The organism is Crocinitomix catalasitica ATCC 23190, from assembly GCF_000621625.1.
Classification (GTDB): Bacteria; Bacteroidota; Bacteroidia; order Flavobacteriales_D; family Crocinitomicaceae; genus Crocinitomix; species Crocinitomix catalasitica.
The window spans coordinates 160820-182615 of record NZ_JHXV01000008.1; the positions used below are offsets into that span (position 1 = coordinate 160820).

At 34.9% G+C, this 21796-nt stretch carries 21 protein-coding genes; 10 read left to right on the forward strand and 11 right to left on the reverse strand.

All coding sequences use genetic code 11. The annotated features are described in order from the left end of the window. Positions 1-148 precede the first annotated feature (148 nt). Entirely contained in the window at positions 149-3445 is a 3297-nt protein-coding gene (locus T367_RS23750; protein WP_051568403.1) for a choice-of-anchor I family protein, read from the forward strand. A 6-nt stretch (positions 3446-3451) separates the two neighbouring features. Here T367_RS23750 and T367_RS0106625 read toward each other — a convergent pair whose 3' ends face one another. Next, positions 3452-3802, reverse strand: a complete 351-nt coding sequence (locus T367_RS0106625) for a hypothetical protein (RefSeq protein WP_157454146.1) — start codon at positions 3800-3802, stop codon at positions 3452-3454. 86 nt (positions 3803-3888) lie between these two features. Here T367_RS0106625 and nhaA point away from each other — a divergent pair, with 86 nt between their 5' ends. Next, the gene (gene nhaA, locus T367_RS0106630; RefSeq protein ID WP_027419139.1) at positions 3889-5196 is read left to right on the forward strand and encodes a Na+/H+ antiporter NhaA; all 1308 of its coding nucleotides are present in this window, start codon (positions 3889-3891) and stop codon (positions 5194-5196) included. 32 nt (positions 5197-5228) lie between these two features. Here nhaA and T367_RS21630 read toward each other — a convergent pair whose 3' ends face one another. The 9 genes from T367_RS21630 to T367_RS0106675 all read right to left on the reverse strand — a co-directional run bounded on the left by T367_RS21630 (position 5229) and on the right by T367_RS0106675 (position 12839). Next, positions 5229-6278, reverse strand: a complete 1050-nt coding sequence (locus T367_RS21630) for an endonuclease/exonuclease/phosphatase family protein (RefSeq protein ID WP_051568405.1) — start codon at positions 6276-6278, stop codon at positions 5229-5231. A gap of 9 nt (positions 6279-6287) precedes the next feature. After that, positions 6288-7382, reverse strand: a complete 1095-nt coding sequence (locus T367_RS0106640; RefSeq protein ID WP_027419140.1) for a DUF695 domain-containing protein — start codon at positions 7380-7382, stop codon at positions 6288-6290. Continuing rightward, positions 7383-7634, reverse strand: a complete 252-nt coding sequence (locus T367_RS0106645; protein WP_027419141.1) for a hypothetical protein — start codon at positions 7632-7634, stop codon at positions 7383-7385. A 143-nt stretch (positions 7635-7777) separates the two neighbouring features. After that, positions 7778-7948, reverse strand: coding sequence for a hypothetical protein (locus T367_RS24850; RefSeq protein ID WP_157454147.1), 171 nt, complete (start codon positions 7946-7948; stop codon positions 7778-7780). After that, positions 7945-8523 (reverse strand): hypothetical protein, encoded by a 579-nt coding sequence (locus T367_RS0106655; RefSeq protein ID WP_027419142.1) that lies wholly within the window; start codon positions 8521-8523, stop codon positions 7945-7947. Before T367_RS0106655 ends, T367_RS24850 begins: the two co-directional genes overlap by 4 nt. A gap of 144 nt (positions 8524-8667) precedes the next feature. Further along, positions 8668-9402 (reverse strand): glucose 1-dehydrogenase, encoded by a 735-nt coding sequence (locus tag T367_RS0106660; RefSeq protein WP_027419143.1) that lies wholly within the window; start codon positions 9400-9402, stop codon positions 8668-8670. Positions 9403-9432: 30 nt separating this feature from the next. Further along, positions 9433-10233 carry a haloacid dehalogenase type II gene (locus T367_RS0106665; RefSeq protein ID WP_027419144.1) on the reverse strand — a complete coding sequence of 267 codons (801 nt, stop codon included), beginning with the start codon at positions 10231-10233 and terminating at the stop codon, positions 9433-9435. A 60-nt stretch (positions 10234-10293) separates the two neighbouring features. Then, positions 10294-10896: a TetR/AcrR family transcriptional regulator gene (locus T367_RS0106670; RefSeq protein WP_027419145.1), complete on the reverse strand. Its 603-nt coding sequence runs from the start codon at positions 10894-10896 to the stop codon at positions 10294-10296. A gap of 77 nt (positions 10897-10973) precedes the next feature. Further along, positions 10974-12839 carry a T9SS type A sorting domain-containing protein gene (locus tag T367_RS0106675; protein ID WP_027419146.1) on the reverse strand — a complete coding sequence of 622 codons (1866 nt, stop codon included), beginning with the start codon at positions 12837-12839 and terminating at the stop codon, positions 10974-10976. 164 nt (positions 12840-13003) lie between these two features. Between T367_RS0106675 and T367_RS0106680 the strand changes: the two genes are divergently transcribed. From T367_RS0106680 to T367_RS0106710, 7 genes are all read left to right on the forward strand, one after another. Beyond that, positions 13004-14284, forward strand: coding sequence for an LVIVD repeat-containing protein (locus T367_RS0106680; RefSeq protein ID WP_027419147.1), 1281 nt, complete (start codon positions 13004-13006; stop codon positions 14282-14284). 4 nt (positions 14285-14288) lie between these two features. Continuing rightward, the gene (locus T367_RS0106685) at positions 14289-14753 is read left to right on the forward strand and encodes a hypothetical protein (RefSeq protein WP_027419148.1); all 465 of its coding nucleotides are present in this window, start codon (positions 14289-14291) and stop codon (positions 14751-14753) included. Beyond that, entirely contained in the window at positions 14750-15073 is a 324-nt protein-coding gene (locus T367_RS0106690) for a hypothetical protein (protein ID WP_027419149.1), read from the forward strand. The genes T367_RS0106685 and T367_RS0106690 overlap by 4 nt, the downstream gene beginning before the upstream one ends. A gap of 5 nt (positions 15074-15078) precedes the next feature. Continuing rightward, positions 15079-15621, forward strand: a complete 543-nt coding sequence (locus tag T367_RS0106695; protein ID WP_157454148.1) for a hypothetical protein — start codon at positions 15079-15081, stop codon at positions 15619-15621. 2 nt (positions 15622-15623) lie between these two features. After that, entirely contained in the window at positions 15624-16001 is a 378-nt protein-coding gene (locus T367_RS0106700) for a DUF6970 domain-containing protein (RefSeq protein WP_051568406.1), read from the forward strand. 108 nt (positions 16002-16109) lie between these two features. Beyond that, a complete protein-coding gene (locus T367_RS0106705) occupies positions 16110-16613 on the forward strand; it encodes an RNA polymerase sigma factor (protein WP_394331570.1) in 504 nt (167 codons plus the stop codon). Next, positions 16603-17949, forward strand: a complete 1347-nt coding sequence (locus tag T367_RS0106710; RefSeq protein WP_027419153.1) for a hypothetical protein — start codon at positions 16603-16605, stop codon at positions 17947-17949. Before T367_RS0106705 ends, T367_RS0106710 begins: the two co-directional genes overlap by 11 nt. Here the strand turns inward: T367_RS0106710 and T367_RS0106715 are convergent. Beyond that, the gene (locus T367_RS0106715; RefSeq protein WP_035842787.1) at positions 17946-20054 is read right to left on the reverse strand and encodes a tetratricopeptide repeat protein; all 2109 of its coding nucleotides are present in this window, start codon (positions 20052-20054) and stop codon (positions 17946-17948) included. The genes T367_RS0106710 and T367_RS0106715 overlap by 4 nt on opposite strands. A 187-nt stretch (positions 20055-20241) precedes the next feature. Here T367_RS0106715 and T367_RS0106720 point away from each other — a divergent pair, with 187 nt between their 5' ends. Then, positions 20242-21777, forward strand: a complete 1536-nt coding sequence (locus T367_RS0106720; protein WP_027419155.1) for a glycine--tRNA ligase — start codon at positions 20242-20244, stop codon at positions 21775-21777. The last annotated feature ends 19 nt before the right edge of the window (positions 21778-21796 follow it).

A 21796-nucleotide genomic window follows, 5' to 3' on the forward strand; every position in this document is an offset into this window, starting at 1 on the left:
TCTATTTTAGAATAAAATGAAGTGGTTCACTTGTTGTTATCCCTCTTAATATATTAATAATACACCATAACATTACCGTAATTCTCAGGTAATACGGGCATAATTGCTTGCCAGTAGTTTTGTTAAAAAAAAACGAAGACAAAAAATTATGAAGAAAATTTACTTAACACTTTTGGTAATTTGTGGAGCACAAATGGCGATAGCGCAAAACCCTGGAATGTTAATTTCAGAGTTTTATCAAAATCCGGATGGTGATGATTCACCTTACGAATATGTAGAATTAATAGCTACAGATGATATTGATTTTTCGATCACTCCTTATACTATCATCGTTTCTGATAATGGCGACGCCACAGCAAACGGATGGATTGAAGGAAGTGATGTTACTTATGCATTTGAAATATCAACAGGAACAGTTGCTGTCGGTGATGTTGTTTATGTAGGCGGGTCGTTAATGGCACCTACAGGAACAGTATTGCGTGCAATTGATTATGCTGTTGAAAATGGAGATGGTGGAATAGGTGATGCGAATGATGGTGGTGTATTTGGTAATGGTGGTGGAAACTGTGATGGAATCGCAGTTTTTAATTTACCAGTTGCCGAAATTACTGCTGAAACGGTTCCTACAGACGCTGTAATTTATGGTACTGATTTAGGAAGTGCTTATTTTTCAGATACTGAAGGATATCAATTGCCAATAAATGATTTTTATAGCGGTGGCAAATTAATTGACGGTAGTTTTATTGGTGAAGATATTCACTTAACAACTTTGTCTGGTGTTTACGATTTAGAAACATTCGAATTTACAACGGGTAGAACTTTTGTAGATGAGGAAGCAACAGATGGTACGTCTTCTATTGTATTTGATGCGGAAGATGTAATTCCAACTATCGAATTTGCAGAGAATGAAATGCGGGTGATGGAAGATGTTGGAATCATTTCTTTAGCGCTTGACTTGTCTATGTTTAATGACGAAGATGCATCTGTTGATGTTGTGGTTCGATCGACTTCAAACGCAGGTTCTCCTGATGACTTTATTTTAATTGATACGACAATTGTTTTTCCTGCAGGAATGGAAAGTACACAGGCATTCACAATTGAGATTCTTGACGATATGTTAGCTGAGCAAGCAGAATATATAGTTTGTAGCTTAGAAAACTTCGTAAACGCAACTTTTACTGGTGACGAAGAATTGATTATTTTTATTAATGATAACGATCGTATTTTGCCAACAGCAACAAACGAATTGAAAATGTCATTATTGACAAGTTATTCGAATGGTGAAGAAGGAGATAGTTCAGCTGAGATTATTGCTTTTGATAAAGATTCAGAAAGATTATTCATTGCGAATAGTATTGCAAATACTGTTGATGTTGTTGATTTATCTGATCCAGCTGCTCCGGTAGCAATGATGGCAATCAATTTTGATTCTGTAGGATTTATGAATTCAATCGCTGTTTATGATGGAATTGTTGCTGTTGCTTTGGAGGCGCCAAATGCACAAGATCCTGGATTTATAACCTTTTTAGATGTTGATGGTAATTGGTTGAATCGTTTGACTGTTGGAGCAATGCCTGATATGATCACTTTTAATCATGCTGGAACACAAATCGTAGTTGCTTGTGAAGGTGAGCCGAATGATGATTATGATGTAGATCCGAACGGAACAATTGCTATAATTGACTTAGAAGATGATTATACCGCTTTATCAGCAGACAATGTGACTATTCTTGATTTCATGGATTTTAACGCGATGGAAGCGGATTTAAAAGCTGCTGGTGTTCGAATCTTTGGTTTGGATGCTACAGTTGCACAAGATTTGGAGCCAGAGTATGTTACTATCTTAAATGACGATGCAACAGCATTTGTTGTATTACAAGAGAACAATGCATTGGCTAAGGTTGATTTAATTGCTAAAGAAATAATTGAGATTTTACCGTTGGGTACAATTGATCATTCTGTTTATGGATTTGGTTTAGATGCATCGAATAGAACATCTGGAATTAATATTGCGAATTTCCCAATTCAAGGTATGCACATGCCAGATGCAATTGATCAAATTGAAATATTAGGACAAAGTTATTTGATTACTGCCAATGAAGGTGATTCGAGAGATTATGATGGATATAGTGAAGAGGAGAGAGTGGGTGATTTATTATTAGATGAAACAGCTTTCCCTGATGCAGCAATTTGGCAGAACGATTTATTGTTAGGTCGACTAAAAACAACATCAGCAACTGGAGATACAGATGGCGATGGTGATATCGATGTGATTCATTCGTACGGAACGCGTTCATTTACAATTTGGGAAGCTGCAACTGGCGATCGTTTATTCGATTCAGGTGATTTATTCGAGCAAATTTTGGCTGCACATCCAATCTTCTCTGAATTGTTTAATGCAGACAATGAAGATGAAGATGTGAAAAATAGAAGTGATGATAAAGGCCCAGAACCAGAAGGTGTAAAAACGGCAATGATTGATGGGAATGCTTATTTATTTGTTTCCTTAGAAAGAGTGGGTGGTGTTTTCGCTTTCAATATTAACAATCCTGCTACACCAATTTATATCGGTTATGAAAATAATAGAGATGTTGAAACGAATGGTCCTGATAGAGGAGCTGAAGGAATTATCTTTATTGATGCTGTGGATTCTCCAAATGGAAAAGGGATTTTAATTCTAGCGAATGAGGTTTCTAGTACACTGTCTATTTTCGAGGTGAATTCATGTATTGCATTGTCTGATTTGGTTATCAATACAACTGATGATGCAACGACTTTCTGTGCAGGTGAAGAATTAGATTTAATGGCTGTTTCTGATGCGGATTTAGCCTACCAATGGTTGTTAGATGGTGCAGATCTTCTTGGAGCAGATGAAGCAATTTATTCAGCTGACGAAGCAGGATTCTACCAAGTGTATTTTGAAAATACGGATGCAGCTTGTATCGGTAAAACTGATTCGTTATTTATTGATGAATTGCCAACTCCAACGCCGGTTATTTCAGTAACTGATGGGGTATTGTTTACAGGTGTATTTGATACGTATCAATGGTTTTACGAAGGTGAAGCAATTGATGGTGCAAATGATTTAGAGATTACGCCAGAATTTGATGGTGAGTATACTGTAGTTGTTACAAATGAAGAAGGTTGTACTGGAGTAGCTACTTATGAGGTTGCTTATACAGGTCTAGCTGCTAATGATTTTGGTGCCTTTACTGTATATCCAAATCCAGCAGGTGAATATACAACTGTTGAGTTTGGGATGTTGAACGGAAATGGAACTGTTAAATTGATTAATATCTTAGGTGAAGTTGTTATTTCTCATGAGATTCAAAGTTCTAATAATGGAAGCATGCAATTGGACCTAGGTCAATTCACAACAGGAATTTATTTTGTTGAATTGTCAGATGGAAAAACAAGTCAAAGTAAAAAATTGATCATCAAATAAAATTGATCATTTTAAGATAATTAAATCCTCTTGCATCGCGTATGCAAGGGGATTTTTAGTTTTTAATTCACGCATCAACAATCGTCCCGAAAAAAGACGAGCCCTTTCAAGTCCCGAAGGGGCAATTCTCATTTCAAGTCCCGAAGGGGCTTCACCAAAAAAAGCCCTGAAGGGGCAATCCCCAATTAAAGAAAGACGAAGTTCTTTCAAGTCCCGAAGGGATCTAAAAGCCCTGAAGGGGCGATATTTATTCACATAGGACAAAGTCCTATGTTTTAGATTAAATAGATAGCTAAACAAAGCACCAAAACCACCAACAATTTCAACAAATAAACCCCACAACAAATCAAAAAACACCTAAATGTTAAAGGCTGTTAAAATCAGCTAAAAAAAGTAATCAAATACGTATTTTTGTAGGGTATAAATTCACTAAAATTTAACTATTGAAAAAGCCAAAACATCTCATATTTACACCGTTAGAAAGTTTTATGAATTATAAAGGTTCTAGCGGGATCTTGTTATTTGTTGCAACAATTGCTGCCATCGTTTGGGCCAATTCACCTTGGGCTGATTCTTATCAAGAAATTTGGGACTATCCGGTTGGATTTAATTTTGGTTCGTTCGAATTAATTAAGCCTCTTATTCTATGGGTTAATGATGGTTTAATGGCCATTTTCTTTTTCCTAATTGGGCTCGAAGTCAAGCGAGAAATTTTGATTGGGGAATTGAACTCTATGAAAAAGGCTTCCTTGCCAATTTTTGCGGCACTGGGTGGGGTTATTCTTCCTGTTGTTTTGTTTTTGGTGTTTAATGAGGATCCTATTACTGAAAAAGGATGGGGTATTCCAATGGCGACTGATATTGCCTTTTCATTGGCTATTCTGACGGTTTTAGGTTCACGTGTGCCTATTGGTTTAAAGGTGTTTTTAACGGCTTTAGCAATTGTTGATGATATTGCCGCTGTGTTAATTATTGCTGTATTCTATAGTGAGAATATCGACTGGATGATGTTGTTATATGCGATGATTCCTTTGGTTTACTTGTTTATTTTAATGTTCAGAAAAATTTATAGCAAATACCTGATCCTTATTTTCGGTCTTGTGATTTGGTTCTTGTTTTTGAAGTCTGGAATTCATCCAACAATTGCGGGAATTTTAGTTGCGTTTACTGTTCCTTTAAGACAACGATTTGGGATTAAAGATTCAATGGAAAAAATTGATGCAAAGGTTTTGGAATTGGGCAATGCTGAAAATTTAGATGTGCCAATTGCCTCAAAAGAGCAATTACATGCCTTAGATAAAATTGAAGCTTGGACACAAAGAGTAAGATCGCCTTTACAGCATTTAGAACATGAATTACACGACTGGATCGCCTTTGTAATTATACCCATTTTTGCTTTTGCAAACGCAGGGGTTGACTTTGCTAGTGATGCATCCTTGGATACGGGATTAATGTTCAATCTCGCTATTGCATTGATTTTAGGTAAAAGTGTTGGTATTACTTTCTTCACTTTCTTAAGTGTGAAATTAAAATTGGCGAAACTGCCTGATAGAATAAAGTGGATCCATATTATTGGTGTAGGATTTTTAGCTGGAATTGGCTTTACGATGTCTATTTTTATCGCGAATCTTGCCTTTACAGCTGATAAAGATTTAGTAGATGCCTCTAAAATAGGTGTGATTCTAGGTTCACTAATCGCTGGAATTTTAGGATATGTATTGCTGAGGTTGACACTGAAAGACAAGAAATAATATTTGAGATGATTGTCTTTGAATCATAGCATTTATTCGTCAATCTCCTCTGCTTGTTCTCCTTCTTCAATAATTTCGTCTGCTTTTTCTTTTAGATCCTTGTCTAAATTGCTATTCGGTTCAGCATGTTCATTCACGATTGTTAATTCCGTGTAAAAAGGGAAGTGATCGGAGCTTATATCTCTAAGTATTTTGAGTTGATTGACTTCGATACCTTTCGAATGATAGAGTAGGTCTAATGGGAATCTGAAAATGGCTGGTGATACAGGGAAGGTTCCGTAAATTCCTTTGCCCAATCTAGCATCAACTAGACTGGCAGCCTTTGAAAATAATTTGGAGCTTTTTGACCAACAAACATTATTAAAATCTCCTGTTACAATGGTCGGCATATTCAATTCGCAGATATGTTTTGCCGCTTTCATTAATTCACCATCCTTTTGTTTAGAAGTTGTTTTTTCTGTTGGACTGGGTGGTGGTGGGTGAATGCCAATAAAGGCGAAATCATTGCCGTTTTTATCGACTAAATGCGCTTCAATTGCCGGTCGTTCATCTGAAATAAAATAGTGCGTTTGAATTTTATGCGCTTTTAGTTTAGAGTAGAAATGCATGCCATATCTATTCTCTTTCGGCGCTTTGTGAACAGATATATAATCAACTTCTATTTTTTCAAGTGCTTGTTCCCAAGCCTTATTTGTTTCCATCGTTAAAAGAATGTCAGGATCTACTTCTTTCACTAGTTTTATAAGCTCCTCGTAATTATCATTCTTTTGTAGCACATTTACACTTAGGATATTGATGGTGCTTTTTTGCCCTTTGTCTTTGTTCTTCTTGAAGGGGATATAAGGAGCGATAACTATTGCCTGATAGATGATGGCAATAAAGAGAATGATTAAGGCTGCTAACATTAAGGTATTGCCTTCTTCGAATAGAAATAAGCCAGTTACGAATACAATGGATTGTAATAAGACAACCTGAATTCGAATGAAATCGAAGATCCTGAAAAACCAATGTGTCGTTCCAATTTCAGGGAGGAAACTAAAGGTAGCAAATATATAGGCGATGATTGTAATGGCTGTCGTCACGATATTGTTTTAGATGGTAGGTTTGAATTGATTAAAAGTCTGCCAATATTTATCCTTGTATATATTGTATTCTACATTCAATTTATCTTGATATTTAAATCGTATTTCAGCTGTTACTTTTGATGGCGTTCTAAAGTCTTTACAAGCAAAATAAACCTTTCTTAAACCATCAGCGGTTTCTCTGCCTACATTTAAATAACCTTGTTCGGTTTTCAGTCGCTCCATCAATTCATCTTCAAACTGATCCATTATTTCGTAATACTGATCATTGGGCATTCCATATTCATTGCCTTCATAATTGATTTCTAGAAGTAATATCCACGGATGTGAAGCTTTTCTATCCCATTCTAACAGCGTTGTATTGATGATTGCAATTAATGGTTTTCCATTTTCGAGTGTGGCTTCTAACGAATGGTATTTGTCATTTTCTGTATTGTACAAAGTACCTTCGTATTTTTCAACAAATTCTTTTTGCCTCCAGATTATAAAATCTTTTAATTTTTCAATTGGAATCAATTCTTTTTCAATCTTGTCTGGACCGATAATGTAGACAAAATCTATATCCGTAACAACGGCTAATTCTCCTAAAAAATTATCTAGAAAAATAAATACACCACTGCTTATTGGGTCCTTTAATTCTTCTTTATAATTGTCATAAACAACAGTAATGTTTATTTCATCAGGTCGGTTCGGATTTTCATTCGAATAGAAGTTAAGATTCGATGGGTCGAAAGGCATATCTTCTAATATAATTCCTTGATGTGATTTTGGTAAGGCCGGTTTCGATGCTGTAAATCTCCAACCATCAATGCTGGGAGCAGCTTGAATTAATTCTTCAACAAAAACGATGTGTTTAACAACACCATCTGCCGTTATGATTAATTCCGCAGTCTTCTCATCAAACATACCCGTCAAGAAATTATAACCGCCAATTAGCTTATCTAACTTTTGCGCAAGTTGATCAAGGAAATCTCTTTCAATTTGTTGTCTTTCTCGGACAGTCTTGAAAAATGATTTTTCATTTTCGACAAACCAATTCCAGAAATCCTCATTTGTATTGATTTCTGTTGTGTGCTTATTTCTAAATTTTTTAAAGAGTCCCATTTAAAATTGCTTTAATAATCTTTTGGCTGCTTCAACCGCTTCTACAACATAAGCATTTCCATTTACAATATCCTCTAATTCGTTTTGAGTTTTTGAATTATATTTCTGTTCATATTTTTTTATACGACTTTCTTCTTGTTTTAAGATGACGACTTTTTCTGTTTCATTTACATCTTCACTCAAGGGGAATAAGGCGTTAAAGGCGGTGAAAATTTCAGGGTTTAATAGAAGATGCGAAATTAATAAACCCAATGAAATTAATTCGATTTTTAAGGATCCAATTCCAAATGAATATTGGTAATTGTAGAATTTAATAAGCGGCGTAAATGATAGTAAGATTAATAATATGAATAAGTATCGCCAAACCGGTTTTTCAGCGAGAATAAATATGAGAATTATGGAACAGCTATTTTTGCATAATTGACAGCTGATATGACAGCAGTGCTAACTAGCAATCCGTTTTCGTTATAATAGGCTGGTGTAAATTCAGTTTTTAGTGAATAGACTTGTATCAAAGCAATGGCAAAAAAGAATGGAATATATTTTGGAAGTTCTTTTAATGTCATTTTAGTCTCGCTTTATACTCCGTATTTTTCCTCGTCTTTTCTGCTACTAAAGAGTCGATTTGTGTTTGTAAGTCAATGCTGATATTCTTTAGATCCATCTGTTCTATTCCGTATCGTACAGGCGCTTTATTTTCATGACCAAGTCTAACATAATAAGAGACGATTGTTATGGTAATTGATACGCCTATGATCAATGTTCTGGTATTTTTTTTTTGATCCTTATTCTGATTTTTTATTTGAATGTTTAATGCATTGATTTCATCTAATGTTAAACGGGGTTCAGTTTCTTCAATTTCTAAATCTTCACCTTCATTTGAGCTTATTTGATAACGTATGGCATCTTCCAAGTTGTTTGTTTCGATCAAATCATAAGTTTCATGATTGAGAAAGTAGGTGTCGTCACCATGGCGATCAGTTTCTATAAAATCACTGTTCACTAAAAATTCAATAATATCTTCTACAGGAATACTTTTCCTAAAATCTGTTTTGAATTTGCTTTTATGCAGATTTTGTCCCGGTGAGTTGTAGATTGAAAGGACATTATTTACGGCGATATTTATAAAATCTTCATTCACTTTTTCTATTTGATAAACAACTGTTTTAAGGCAGTGTAAGATAGAATAAATAATAAATATTTGAAATAGTAATACTTATAATTCAACAAAAAAAGGGCAAACAATATTATTGTTTACCCTTCTTATTCCTCTTTTGTAAAGAATTTATACCAATGCACCATTCGCACCAATCACTTGACCGGAGATCCATTTCGAATCATCACTGGCTAAGAAAAGTACCACACGTGCGATATCAATTGGTTTTGCCAAGCGATTGAATGCGTTCATGGCGCTTAATTTGTCGATCACTTCTTGTGATTTTCCTTCTAAAAATAATTCAGTTTCAGTTGCGCCTGGCGCAATGGCATTGACTGATATTCCACGACCGATTTCTTTTGAGAAAACACGTGTCATTTGTTCAACAGCAGCTTTTGAAGCTGAATATATACTGTATGTAGGGAACATTAATTTTGCTGTACTCGACGAAAAATTAATGATATTCCCGTTGTCAGCTAGACTTCTATCTGCTTCTTGTAAGGTGTTGAAAATTCCGCGAACATTTACGTTGAATATATTGTCATATTCTTCTTCTGTATAGTCTTTTAATGGTTTTGAAGTCATCACACCTGCGTTATTAACTAAAACGTCAACCTTGCCGAAATGCGCAATGGCTTGTTCGAATAATTCGGTTACTTCTTGCCTTTTGCTGACATCAGCTTTTATGACAATTGCTTCTCCTCCGTTTTTAGTGATTGTATCAGCTGTTGCTTGTGCTTCCGTTGCACTGTTCGAATGATTGACAACTAATTTAGCACCGTTTTCTGCTAATAGTATAGCTACTTCTTTACCAATTCCTCTTGAAGAACCAGTGACGATAATTACTTTATTTTCTAATTGCATATGCTATGTTTTTATTTGGGGTTAATAGTCTTATTTTAAATTGATCAATCGCTCCGCAATAAGTTTTAAGTTCGGTTCGTTTATTTCCGGATTTGGAGCTAAAGGATAAAGTTGCGCACCTGGTCGACTGACAAATGCTCCTCTCCAATTGGCCCAGATAGCACCCGCAATATCCCAACCATGTGCAGCGACTAATAAACATTCGTTCGGTTGAACGCCCATTTTTCTTGCTGCCCAATCGTAAGCATCTGTATGAGGTTTAAATTTACCGATGTCTTCAATGCTCAATCGCTCGTCGAATAAATCAATTAATCCCGCATTCTTGAATTGTGTTTCCACGCCAATATTCGAAGAGTTAGTGAAAGATACTAATTTGTATCCTGCCGCTTTTAAAGCTTCTAACGATTCTCTAACTTCTGGATGTGCGGGTAACGAACGAATGGGACCAAGGATTGCTGCTTGTGCCTCTTCCTCACTTAAAGTGATGCCATTATTGGCTGCAACCATTTGTAAAGCGGCTGAACCAATTATTCCGAAATCATTGTATTGTCGCCCGACAGTTGATACCAATGAGTATTGTAACATTGTTGTAAACCAAAGTGGTAAAAGTTCTTTTCTACCGCCCAATGCATCACCTACACTTTTTTTCATCACGGTTAAGTCTAATAATGTTTCGTTGACATCAAAGAATAGGACTTTTGGTCTTGTGCTGTTGTTTTCGTTTGTTTTTGTCATTGTTTCGTTTTTAGCAAATGTGAATTGTGGTATTGTCGCGCCAGCTATGCCTAGAATGGCTGACTTTTTTATAAAGTTTCTTCTGGTGTTTTTCATTTTAATCTTTGTTAATTTATAAAACATTCGTAACCGTATGTTTTATGGTAAAAAAAATATTTAAGCTTTTAATCTTTCTAAAAATAATGCAAGTCCCATTAAATATTGATCAAGGATGACATCGTCTTCGTATAATTTTCTAATTCCTCTAATTCCTTCAAAAGCACTGATTAAATAAATAGCAATGGCTTCACTTGCAATACTAGACTTAATGGTTTTTTCCGCTTTTCCACGCTCAATTAAACAGATCAATTCTGTTTTCCAGGCTTCAATTATTTTTTGTAAAGCAACTTGATAGGTTTGCTCATAATCTCCAATCTCATTGATGAAATTATTCATTGGACAACCATGTTCTTTATCGTAAAGCGGAAATGATTTGATTCGATTTAAAAAGGTCGATGACAATATCTCATAAGCATCTCCATTAGCATGTAAGGGAATGATCATTCCTTCGTAAACCCTTTTCCGTATTTTTAATTTGATGACTTCTAAACCAATCTCTTTTTTGTTCTTATAGTGATGGTAGAATGCGCCTTTTGAAAGCTGTGTGGCTTTCATTATTTTTTCAATACTCGTCGTTTTAAAACCGTTTTCATAGAACAGATTAAACGCCTCATTAATGATGAGTTGTTTGGTTTGTTGCGATTTTAAATCTTGTTGCATGTTGCAAACATAAATAAAAAATACCTATTCGAATGTTTTAGATAAGCGCTTTAACTTCTTTTTAACAGACTTTAAGTTTACTTCACCACTATATTTGTGTAGATTTTGTCTTCTTGCTCAATCTTGAGAACATAATGTCCATGCGCTAATCCATCCAAATTATCAATTGTTTGATCGGTAACCTGACCTTGACGAACCATTTGACCTAAGTTGTTAATTAACGAATAATTCGATCCTTCTTCAATATTTGTCAAACGAATTTTGTCTTTAAATGGATTAGGGTAAGCAATCATTTTCGAATCACTATCCAAATCATCTAAACCAACAGTTGCAGGTTTAAGTTTTGCCATATGATTGTAGTTGGTTAGACTTATGCCGTTTGATCTAAAATCTCCACCAATGTATAAATTTACATTTAATGCCAAAAGGGAATGAACAGTTCCAAGGAATTCCGCTATGGGATTAAAACGATCATATATCAAATGGTAATAGGCTAAATTTCTGCCATGAGTTCCTCCAAAACCGCCATATCTAAAATCACCACCTAGTACCAAATTCACATCGTCATAAAATTCAATGTCATTAAAAGATACATAGTCTTCATCAAAGAATTCATCTAGTGTCACAAGTGGAAGCATTGTTTCAGCGAAATAACGACTTAAACAAACATTACTCTCCGTATCTCGATTAGCAGAACCTCCGAAATAGATCGAGGATCCGATACTTTTAACACATTTAATTGTGTCACTTACTGTAGGTTCGTTAATGGCATTCCACCCTGATAATACACTGTTATATAGAATGTTTTTGACAATATGAGTTGACGCTATTCCTTCGTCATCATAAGTTGTAGCGGCATTAAAACTACCTGCAAAAAGATGGCCTAAACTGGTTTGTTCTGCTGTATAAATATGTCCATCTATTTCTGCACTTTTAGTCCATTCACCTGCATCGTTTAATAACCAAATTTCTTGACCTGGAATGTCAGGATGACTAATGGCTAAATATATTTGATTCGAACCATATGCTATTTTTCCTGTTGAGCTAATAGCGCCTGAACGTGTTGGTATTGTTTCATAAAACCAATCTCCATCTTGGTAACGTGCCATTGGGTAAGATATATCATCATGAATTAACTCACCATAAACGTAGATACCGTCGTCTACTGTATAAAATAAACCACTCACCATACCTGAAATTCCTTCGCCGAGACATGACAATATTCCATCTTCATATTTACCAATATTTAAACAGGGTAAATCATCTACGTCAGTAAAATCTCCGGAGAAAATAAAATCATCTGGACCAATATATTTGACCATCATTTTTACAGAACCATTTGTTCCATTGTGGATGGTGTCATAGCTTTCCGCTGGAGGGTATCCTGGCTGAATCCATGCCAATTCGTCCACAGTAAATCCAAATTCGTTCGCCCACTCGTGAACACCAGCTGTTTTAATATCTGCGATATAATCGTATTGATGTGTTGCATTTATGCGTGCAACTAAATCACTATTCCCTGATACCTCCATCATATAACCAACTGCACAATGGGTGTTTTTTGCATCTACAAAACAAGGCTGACGATGTGCATAAGCCATGTTTTCAGGGAACAGTTTTGCATCGGCATATCTTTCCAATTCGTCCAATAATTCCCAACGATTTTGAAGCTGGGTTTTATTGAAATTCGAATTATAATTTTTTCTTAAATCGGCTATTACTGCGTTGAGGTGATATTGAATTCGGTCTGCATCTGTTGTAAATGAAATAGCTTTGGTAGTATGACTTTTATGCTGCTTTACCCATTCTTGATTTACTGTTGCTAAATGTGTGAATGCCGACTGCCATTCGTTCGGTTGAATTGTTGTATGTGCAAGTAAATTATTAGAAAACCCTGTAAAAAGCAAAAGGATTGAACTAAAAAACAAGAAGAATTTTTTCATAGCAAAAGCGTGTTAAAACAATATTTATTTCAATGGAAACGAATTGTTTATGTGAAAGGTTGATGCTGAAGTTAAGAAAAAAATAATCAGGATGCAACCCTTTTTAATTAACGATCATCATATAATTAACTGACCGAAATTAAAAATTATTAATTCGTTTAAAAATGAAAAAAGCAGCATTATTTTTATCACTTATTGTATTGTTATCGGCTTGTAAAGACAAGTTCTATAATAAATACGTAGCACATGTTCCTGTATATATGGATTTTGAAATGTTCCGTCAATCTGGAAATTTTGAAGGGCCAAAAAGTATAACTGAAAAAGGGAATATTTATATTAAAGATCAATATTTGTTTATTGTCGATCCAAATGAAGGAATTCATTTTATTGATAATTCCAACCCAGCTTCACCATCGCAAATTGGATTTCTAAATCTAATTGGTACCTCTGGAATGGCAATTAAAGACAACTATTTGTACGTGAATAGTTTAATTGATTTAGTGGTATTTGATATCTCTAATGTTTTTGCTCCTGTTGAGGTTGCTCGATTGGAGGATCAATTTCCTAATGCTTTGCCTGTTACTGATGTGAATTATCCGTTTACAGAAATAGATAAGAGCAAGGGTGTAGTAGTTGCTTGGGAAACAAAAGAAGTGAAAGAAGAGGTAAGTACGAATAATCCTACTTGGGTGGGTTGTGCAAATTGTGATTTTAACGTCCTTCCAAGTAAGAATTTGATAGCGATGGAGAGTTTTGCCGTTAGTAGTGATGGTGGTGGAAGTGCTGTTGGTATCTCTGGTTCAATTAGCCTATTTACTATATTGAATGATCATCTCTATATCATGGATAATTATTCAATTTTAAGTCCAATTTCAATTGCTGATCCAACGAATCCTATAGCACATGAAAAAATCGCAACGTGGGGTGAAGTAGAAACTTTATTTCCTTATAAAGAACATATTTTTATGGGTACACCATCTGGTATTTTAATTTACAATACGATTAATCCAAATGTACCTGAGTATGTTTCTTCTTTGAGTCATGCAAGAGGTTGTGATCCCGTAGTTGTTCAAGATGATATCGCATATGTTACTGTTCGTTCTGGTGGGCCATGTGGCGGAGATATCAATCAATTAGATGTGATTGATGTGTCTAATATTAGTACACCAATACTAAAATCAAGGTTTCAAATGGAGAATCCTCATGGGTTAGGAATAGATGGAAATCAACTGTTTATTTGCGATGGAGATGCAGGTTTAAAAGTTTTTGATGCTTCAAATCCTATAGATGCTGGCAATAATTTAATTGCGAAGTTTAAAAATATTCAAGCTACAGACGTGATTCCTTTTGGAGATGTGGCAATATTAATCGGTGATGACGGAATTTATCAATATGATTATGCGGATGTGAACGATATCAAGTTATTAAGCAAAATAAAATTTTAAGTCTATGAGATATTTATCAATAATAGCAATGGTTTGCCTTCTATTAATAGGATGTAAAAAGAAAAAAGAAGAAAAAATATTGGCTGGAGATAGTTTAACATTTGGTCATTTCTATGGTATGTGTGTGGGGGAAGAATGTACAGAAACATATAGGTTGACAGATGAGAAATTATTTGAGGACAGTAAAGATACATATGGTTGCGCTGGGCCATATGAGTTTTATGAGATGCCTACAGAATATTTTGAAATTGCAGCATCTATTCCTTCGTTAATGCCAGCAGAATTATTGGCGAGTCCGGATACATCATTTGGGAGTCCAGATATTGCTGATGGAGGAGGTTTGTTTGTGCAGTACAAACAAGGTGATCGCGTACAGACTTGGACCATGGATATAGGAGACAAGAATCCCGCTTTTTTGCATGATTTTGTCGATTTATTAAATGAAAAAATTAAACTTTTACAGGAATGAAAAATATAGTATTTATAGGATTAATAATGGTTGCGATGTTTAGTTGCAATAAAGATGATGACGACTTTACAAATTGTTATGCAGGACCATGTACAGGTGACGTAAAAGGTCAATTATTGGATTATAATGGTTTAGATGGTTGCGGATGGGTGATAAAATTAGATGAAGGTGGAATTTTAGAGCCAACCAATTTAGATGATTTTGTGACTGATTTAGTAGATGGAGAAATAGTATATGTTGATTATGTTACTTCGGCTCAGCTTGCAAGTATTTGTATGGTTGGTGAGGTTGTCGATTTAAGATGTGTTTCAAGAAGATAAGAATTATGAAAAAGAGAATAGCAATAATATTTGTAGTATTAATTTCTTTAGGAGGTTATGCGCAATCAGAGACAATTAGCCCGGTTGTAAACGAAAAATCGTCGGTCAGTGGTTTTTATAACCGGGTTAATTTAGGTATTTTAGGAGGCAGTGACGTTTCAGCCTCCTTTCATGTAGTGAATGGCTACAGGATTAATGAACATTGGAGTGCCGGTTTCGGTCTTGGAGCTGAAAATTTTAGATGGAATTCGTATGTGCCACTTTTTCTTGAAGGTAATTATAGTTTATTGTCTTCAGGATCGACTCCTTTTGTAAATGTGATGGCGGGTTATTTATTGCCATTTAGAAATGTAGGAAGCGAAAAAGGAGGCTTTACATGTGGTGGAAATTTAGGATTCGATTTTTTTATAAGTGATCATTTTGGAATCACAACTTCAGTTGGCTATAGATTCGCTATTATTAGCACTGAAACTAATGGTTGGGATGATTTTTTAAATGTTCAACAAGCCAATAGATATGCAATTAAATTTGGTGTAATATTTAAATAGTGATGAAGAGATTTATATATCTAGGGTTATTATTGAGTTTAATGGCATGTAAAAAAGATGTGCCTGAAGAAACTGAAAAAATTAAGATTGATGAAGGAGGATTGATTGCAGTTCCAGCATGTATTCAAGATAAGATTGATTTTATTCTTACGCAAGAACCTTACAGTCCAGCTGCAGAAGTATGGAGTTGGTATAACGATACAAGTTTATATTATTATATCACTTCAGATTGTTGCGATCAGTTTAATTATCTTTATTCAGAAAACTGTGATACTATTTGCGCTCCAGACGGAGGGTTTTCAGGTGAAGGATCGGGTGATTGTCCGGAATTCACTAATACCTTAGAAAAAACGTTAGTATGGAGTGATGATAGAGAGTAAGGTTAATTTCTATCAATAAACTAAAATACAATTAGTCAATTTAAGCACTATACTGATCTTGAAATAGTTCTGTTTTGTATCGATGGAAATCGGCAAGGCCAGCAAGAATTGTATCTAAGATATGTTGGAATGATGAAGAGTGTTTGTATGCGATATGCAAAAGACGAGATGGAAGCTGAAGACATTTTACAAGAGGCTTTTATCTCAGTATTTAAAAATATCAAATCATATAAATCTGAAGGGGCATTAGGTGCTTGGTTGAGAAGGATTACTGTGAATAAAGCGATTGAACAGTTTCGGAAGAATAAAACCTTGCAAAAATTAAGTGAGAATGTTGGCTACTTTCAAGCGGACGAAGATTTTGAAATTACGGTACTCAATCAACTCAATTTAGATGATTTAATCGCCAAAATTGCAACACTTCCAGTCGGATATAGAACCGTTTTTAATCTCTATGCGATTGAAGGGTATACGCATAAAGAAATTGGTGAAATGTTGAAAATTTCACCAGGCACTTCAAAATCGCAATACAGTCGCGCTAGGAATTTGTTAAATGAAATTATTACTTCTGAAATTGAAGCTGATAAAATAAGATTGAATTATGCAAACTGATAAACATAATGGGGCATTAGGCCATAAGTTTGATGGGCATGAGATTGCTCCAACGTCAGATTTATGGGCAAATATTGAAGCTAAACTTGACGAAAAAAATGATAGACGGATAATTGCTTGGTGGTGGTTTAGTGGCTTGGCAGCTGTTTTAGCACTTAGCTTTGGCGTGTATCAATTTGCTTATGTAAGTGGTAATGATATGATCTCTACTTTACATGAAAAGAATGCTACGATAGAAAATCAAACGAGTGACGAGGTTAAGGCCGAACAAAATGTTATTGATCTTTCAAGCGATATAAATAAAGATGCATTATCGAATAATTCGAACAAGAAAGTTGAAGTGGATCAAAATTTTGATAATAACCTTGGAAACCAAGATCAGTATAGCACAGAGGTGCAAACGAATAGATCGTCTAAAAAAGGTGGTTTGAACATTGCTTCAAATAATACCAATAAAAATAGTGATGGTCTACAAGGTGGACAATCTCCCGATATAACATCGGATAATTCATCTGGATCAACACAGGGAAATGATTCGAAATTGGTTGCCATTAATGCAAAGGGAGCAGGTTTGAATGATCAAAATAAAGTGATAACGCAACCTGATGTTGATATCGACCTTTTGGCTTTGACGGAGGTTAATAATCTATCCCAAGGTTTTGAACAAGCTCAATTAGATCTAGCAATGAATCTAGATAAAGGTAAAATCAATAATGGTCGATGGGAATTGGGTGTAAACTATCAATATTCAACAACAGCAACCACGATCTTTAAAAAAGAAATTGATAAATCGGTTAATACAGTTGGATTGGTTGATTCTGTTGTTGCGTTGGAATATCTAGAAAAACCGACCCAAAGCAATAAAATTAAGCGGGTCTCAATTCCTGTTAATTTAAATGCTTCTATTGGCTATCAAATAAATCACCGGTTTACTGTTCGTTCTGGTTTAGGTTGGCAACGAATAGTTGAACACAATACGGTAGCTGAAAACGTGAATCGAAATTCATTTAAAATACCAGTAATATTACAATGGAATTTTGTTGATCAATTTAGATGGGGGTTATTTGCTAATGTCGGGTTGAATAATGAATTCTCATTCATAAAGATCGACAACGATAACTTTAGTTATTTGATAGCTGATTCGAATGAAAAAGTGCCATCACATGAATTCCATTACGCACCTTCTATTCAACTTGACGCAGGTTTTAAATATGCACTATCCAATCGAATGAATGTTGAAGTTTCACCTTCCTTTAAGTATTACCTTAGGAATACAGAGGGTGTGAAGTCTTTTTATTTTGGAGGTCAAGTTGGCGTGTATTGGAAGTTGAATTAAATCTCAATTCCCATTAAACAAACATCATCGATTTGCTCGTGATCACCGCGCCAGTTATCATAAGCTTTATTGAGCGATTTCTTTTGCTCATCCATTGACTTGTTGACTAGGGTGAGGATTAGTTTTTTTAATGGTGCACGTTTAAATTTCTTATTGTTTTCTCCGCCAAATTGATCAATAAAACCATCCGTTTGAAGGTAGATTAAATCTCCTTTTTTTAAATGGATTTGTTTTTGTGTAAAAGGAATTAAATTCTCAGTCCAACCCACGGTTTGTTTGTCGACACGGTATTCAATTAATTCTTTTTGATTGTCTTTTTTAACGATCCATAAAGCATTGTTTGCGCCGGCAACGGTACAGATGTTATGTTTGTCAATTGTGCAGATTGTGATGTCCATTCCATCCCTTAAATGTTGCACCCTTTTAGAAAACGTTTCTATAATTAATTCACGTGTTTTATTCAAAATTTCAGCAGGCTGTGTTAAGCCCAATTCGTTAACACATCTATTGAGGGCCGTTGCACAAACTAGACTTACCATTGCACCTGGAACGCCATGACCTGTGCAATCGGCAACAGCGAATATGCGCGTGTCTGTTTTAGAATCGTATTCAAACCAATAAAAATCACCACTCACAACATCTTTTGGTTTGAATAAAACAAAATAATTTTTGAAGTATAATGAAAGTGTTTGTTGAGTTGGTAGAATAGCATCTTGTAGCCGTTTGGCATATTCTATACTCTGCTTAATCTCTCTGTGACTTTCAGAAAGTAAGTGGTGTTGACTTGTAATTGTGTCGTGATCTCGTTTCTTGCGGCGGTAACTTCTTAAAATGAATAATCCAAAAATAAGCATGAGTGCAATTCCTCCAAATAATGCGTAACGTTGCGTTTTTGCCTTGGCTAAAGCTGCTTTTTGTTCTCTAATCTCTACAATGTTTAATTCTTGGCTTGACACATAAGCGAGACTGTCGATTAAAGCTTTTTTGTCGTATTCGTACTCGAATTTCAACATAATTGTTGATTCTTTGCTGTTTACCGAGTTTAGACTGTCATTTAATGCACCGTAAATTTCTAAATATTCCAATGCTTTATTATAGTTTTTTTCACTTTTATACAGTTCATAAAGATTCAAGGCTCCAGTTGCAATTTGTTGATTTAGTTCTAGATTTTTCGATCGTTCAAAAGCATCTTCTAAATACATGAGCGCTAAAGTTCTCTCACCTAATGCCACATAATTACTGCCAATACTTATTTCTGCAACAGTACCTTGTCGCACATCTCCAATTTGATCATAATATTCAAGCGCCTTTAAATAGTAATCTAAACTGTTAACAGAATCACCTTTTTCAAAAGTGACATGTCCCATATTCAAATAATAGGTACCAATACCAACAAGTGAGTTTACTTTTTCTAAATAATTTAAAGATTTGTTATAGAAAATGATAGCCTTATCATAGTCTTTCATATCTCCATAAACAGCGCCCAAATTCAAATAAGACTGACCAATGTCGAAATTATTATTGTCTAATTTTTTTCGGATCTCCAAAGCCTGGTTATAGAACTTTAATGCTTGATCATATATCTTTTGGATATTGTAGAGGACACCTAAATTGCTATAGACAATGGCTATATTCCTTTTGTTATCATCTTTTTCGAAAATGTTAAGCGCTTGAAAATAGTATTTAGCCGCATTTTTAAAATCTCCTTTTTCTTGATAAATCCCTGCTATATTAGAATAAGTTGGAGCAGCTTTTGATTCGAAGCCATGTCTTAGACAAGCATCAACTGATTTGAAATAAGTCGACAATGCCGACTCGTTTTTTCCTAATATACTCAAGGCAACAGCTTGATGGTTTAAGGCTGATCCGTAAAAAAAATACTGTTTCTTTTTTACTGCATAATCATAAAGTTCATTTGATAGTATTAACGCAGAGTCTGGATCTGTAAACATGTATTCATTCCAGATGTAAATTTTATATGCATCTAATCGAAGACTGTCCGAATTATTCTCGTTTTCCCAAACTGAATAAAGGCTGTCGTTTTGTGCAAGTCCGACAGGTAAGTAACAATGGAAAATAAGATATAGGATTAGACCAAGACGCATGAATAATTTTTAAACAACTAAAATAGGTTATTTGACTGATAATTCAAATTATAAAGGTGTTGAGAATACCAATTTTAGCGATCTGAATTCTTGAGATGTTAACAGGTTTCAAATCATCCGTGAAGATAGTTTCCTCTTTACATTTTATTCAAGTATATTTGTGCGGAATTTTCAATTTTAGACAGGAATGGCAACACAAGAGGATAATTTAAAGGATATTATAGGACATGCAAAGGAATATGGATTTGTATTTCCGTCAAGTGAAATTTATGATGGGTTAAGTGCAACCTATGATTATGGACAGTTGGGTGCTGAACTCAAAAATAATATCAAGAGTTATTGGTGGAAATCAATGGTGCAAATGAATGAAAATATTGTAGGCTTAGATGCTGCGATTTTTATGGCACCCGAAACTTGGAAAGCCTCAGGACACGTTGATGCGTTTAATGATCCTTTAATTGATAATAAAGATTCTAAGAAAAGATATAGAGCTGATGTACTAATTGAAGATCATATCGAAAAGATTAGAGCTAAGATTGATAAAGATGTTGCTAAAGGGTTAAAACGTTTTGGTGACGATTTTAACGAGGCTGAATTCAGAGCAACGAATCCGAATGTTTTGAGAAGAGCAGGAGAGATCAAGGAGATTGAGGACAAAATGCGTGATGCATTGGAGAATGAGAAATTGGATGATTTAAAAGCATTGATCGAAGACTTAGGGATTGTTTGCCCTATTAGTGGATCAAAAAACTGGACTGATGTAAAACAGTTTAACTTAATGTTCGCGACTGAATTGGGTTCTGTATCAGGCGAATCAGCTAAAATATATTTAAGACCAGAAACGGCACAAGGTATTTTTGTAAACTTTTTAAATGTTCAAAAATCTGGCCGTATGAAGATCCCTTTTGGGATTGCTCAAATTGGTAAAGCTTTTAGAAATGAGATTGTTGCCCGTCAATTTATCTTCAGAATGAGAGAGTTCGAACAAATGGAAATGCAGTTTTTCGTTCGTCCAGGTGAGGAGATGAAATGGTATGAATACTGGAAAGATTATAGAATTAAATGGCATAAAGCTTTAGGTTTTGAAGACAATGCTTACCGTTTCCACGATCATATTAAATTGGCACACTATGCCAATGCAGCAGCAGATATAGAATTTAGATTCCCAATGGGATTTAAAGAGTTGGAAGGCATTCATTCAAGAACAGATTTTGATTTAAAACAACACGAAGAACATTCAGGAAAAAAATTGAGATATTTCGATCCTGAAATCAACGAATCATACATTCCATATGTAGTAGAAACATCTATTGGTTTAGATAGAATGTTTTTAGCAGTTTTAACGCAGTCGTTTAAAGACGAAACGTTAGAAGATGGATCAACTAGAAAGGTAATGTCTATTCCTCCAGCATTAGCGCCTTACAAGGTCGCTGTGATGCCTTTGATGAAGAAAGATGGAATGCCTGAATTGGCAAGAGAAATTATCGATTCATTAAAGTTAGATTTTAACTGTCAATATGATGAGAAGGATAATATCGGTAAACGTTACCGTCGTCAAGATGCTATCGGAACTCCTTTTGCAGTAACTGTCGATCAAGAATCTTTAGTGGATAAAACTGTGACAATTCGAGATAGAGATACAATGGAACAAGTACGTGTTCCAATCGCCGATTTACATAAGATTATTGAAGAAAAAGTGAGTCTTCATAGGCTCTTAGCTTAACCGAATAATAGGTTTTATC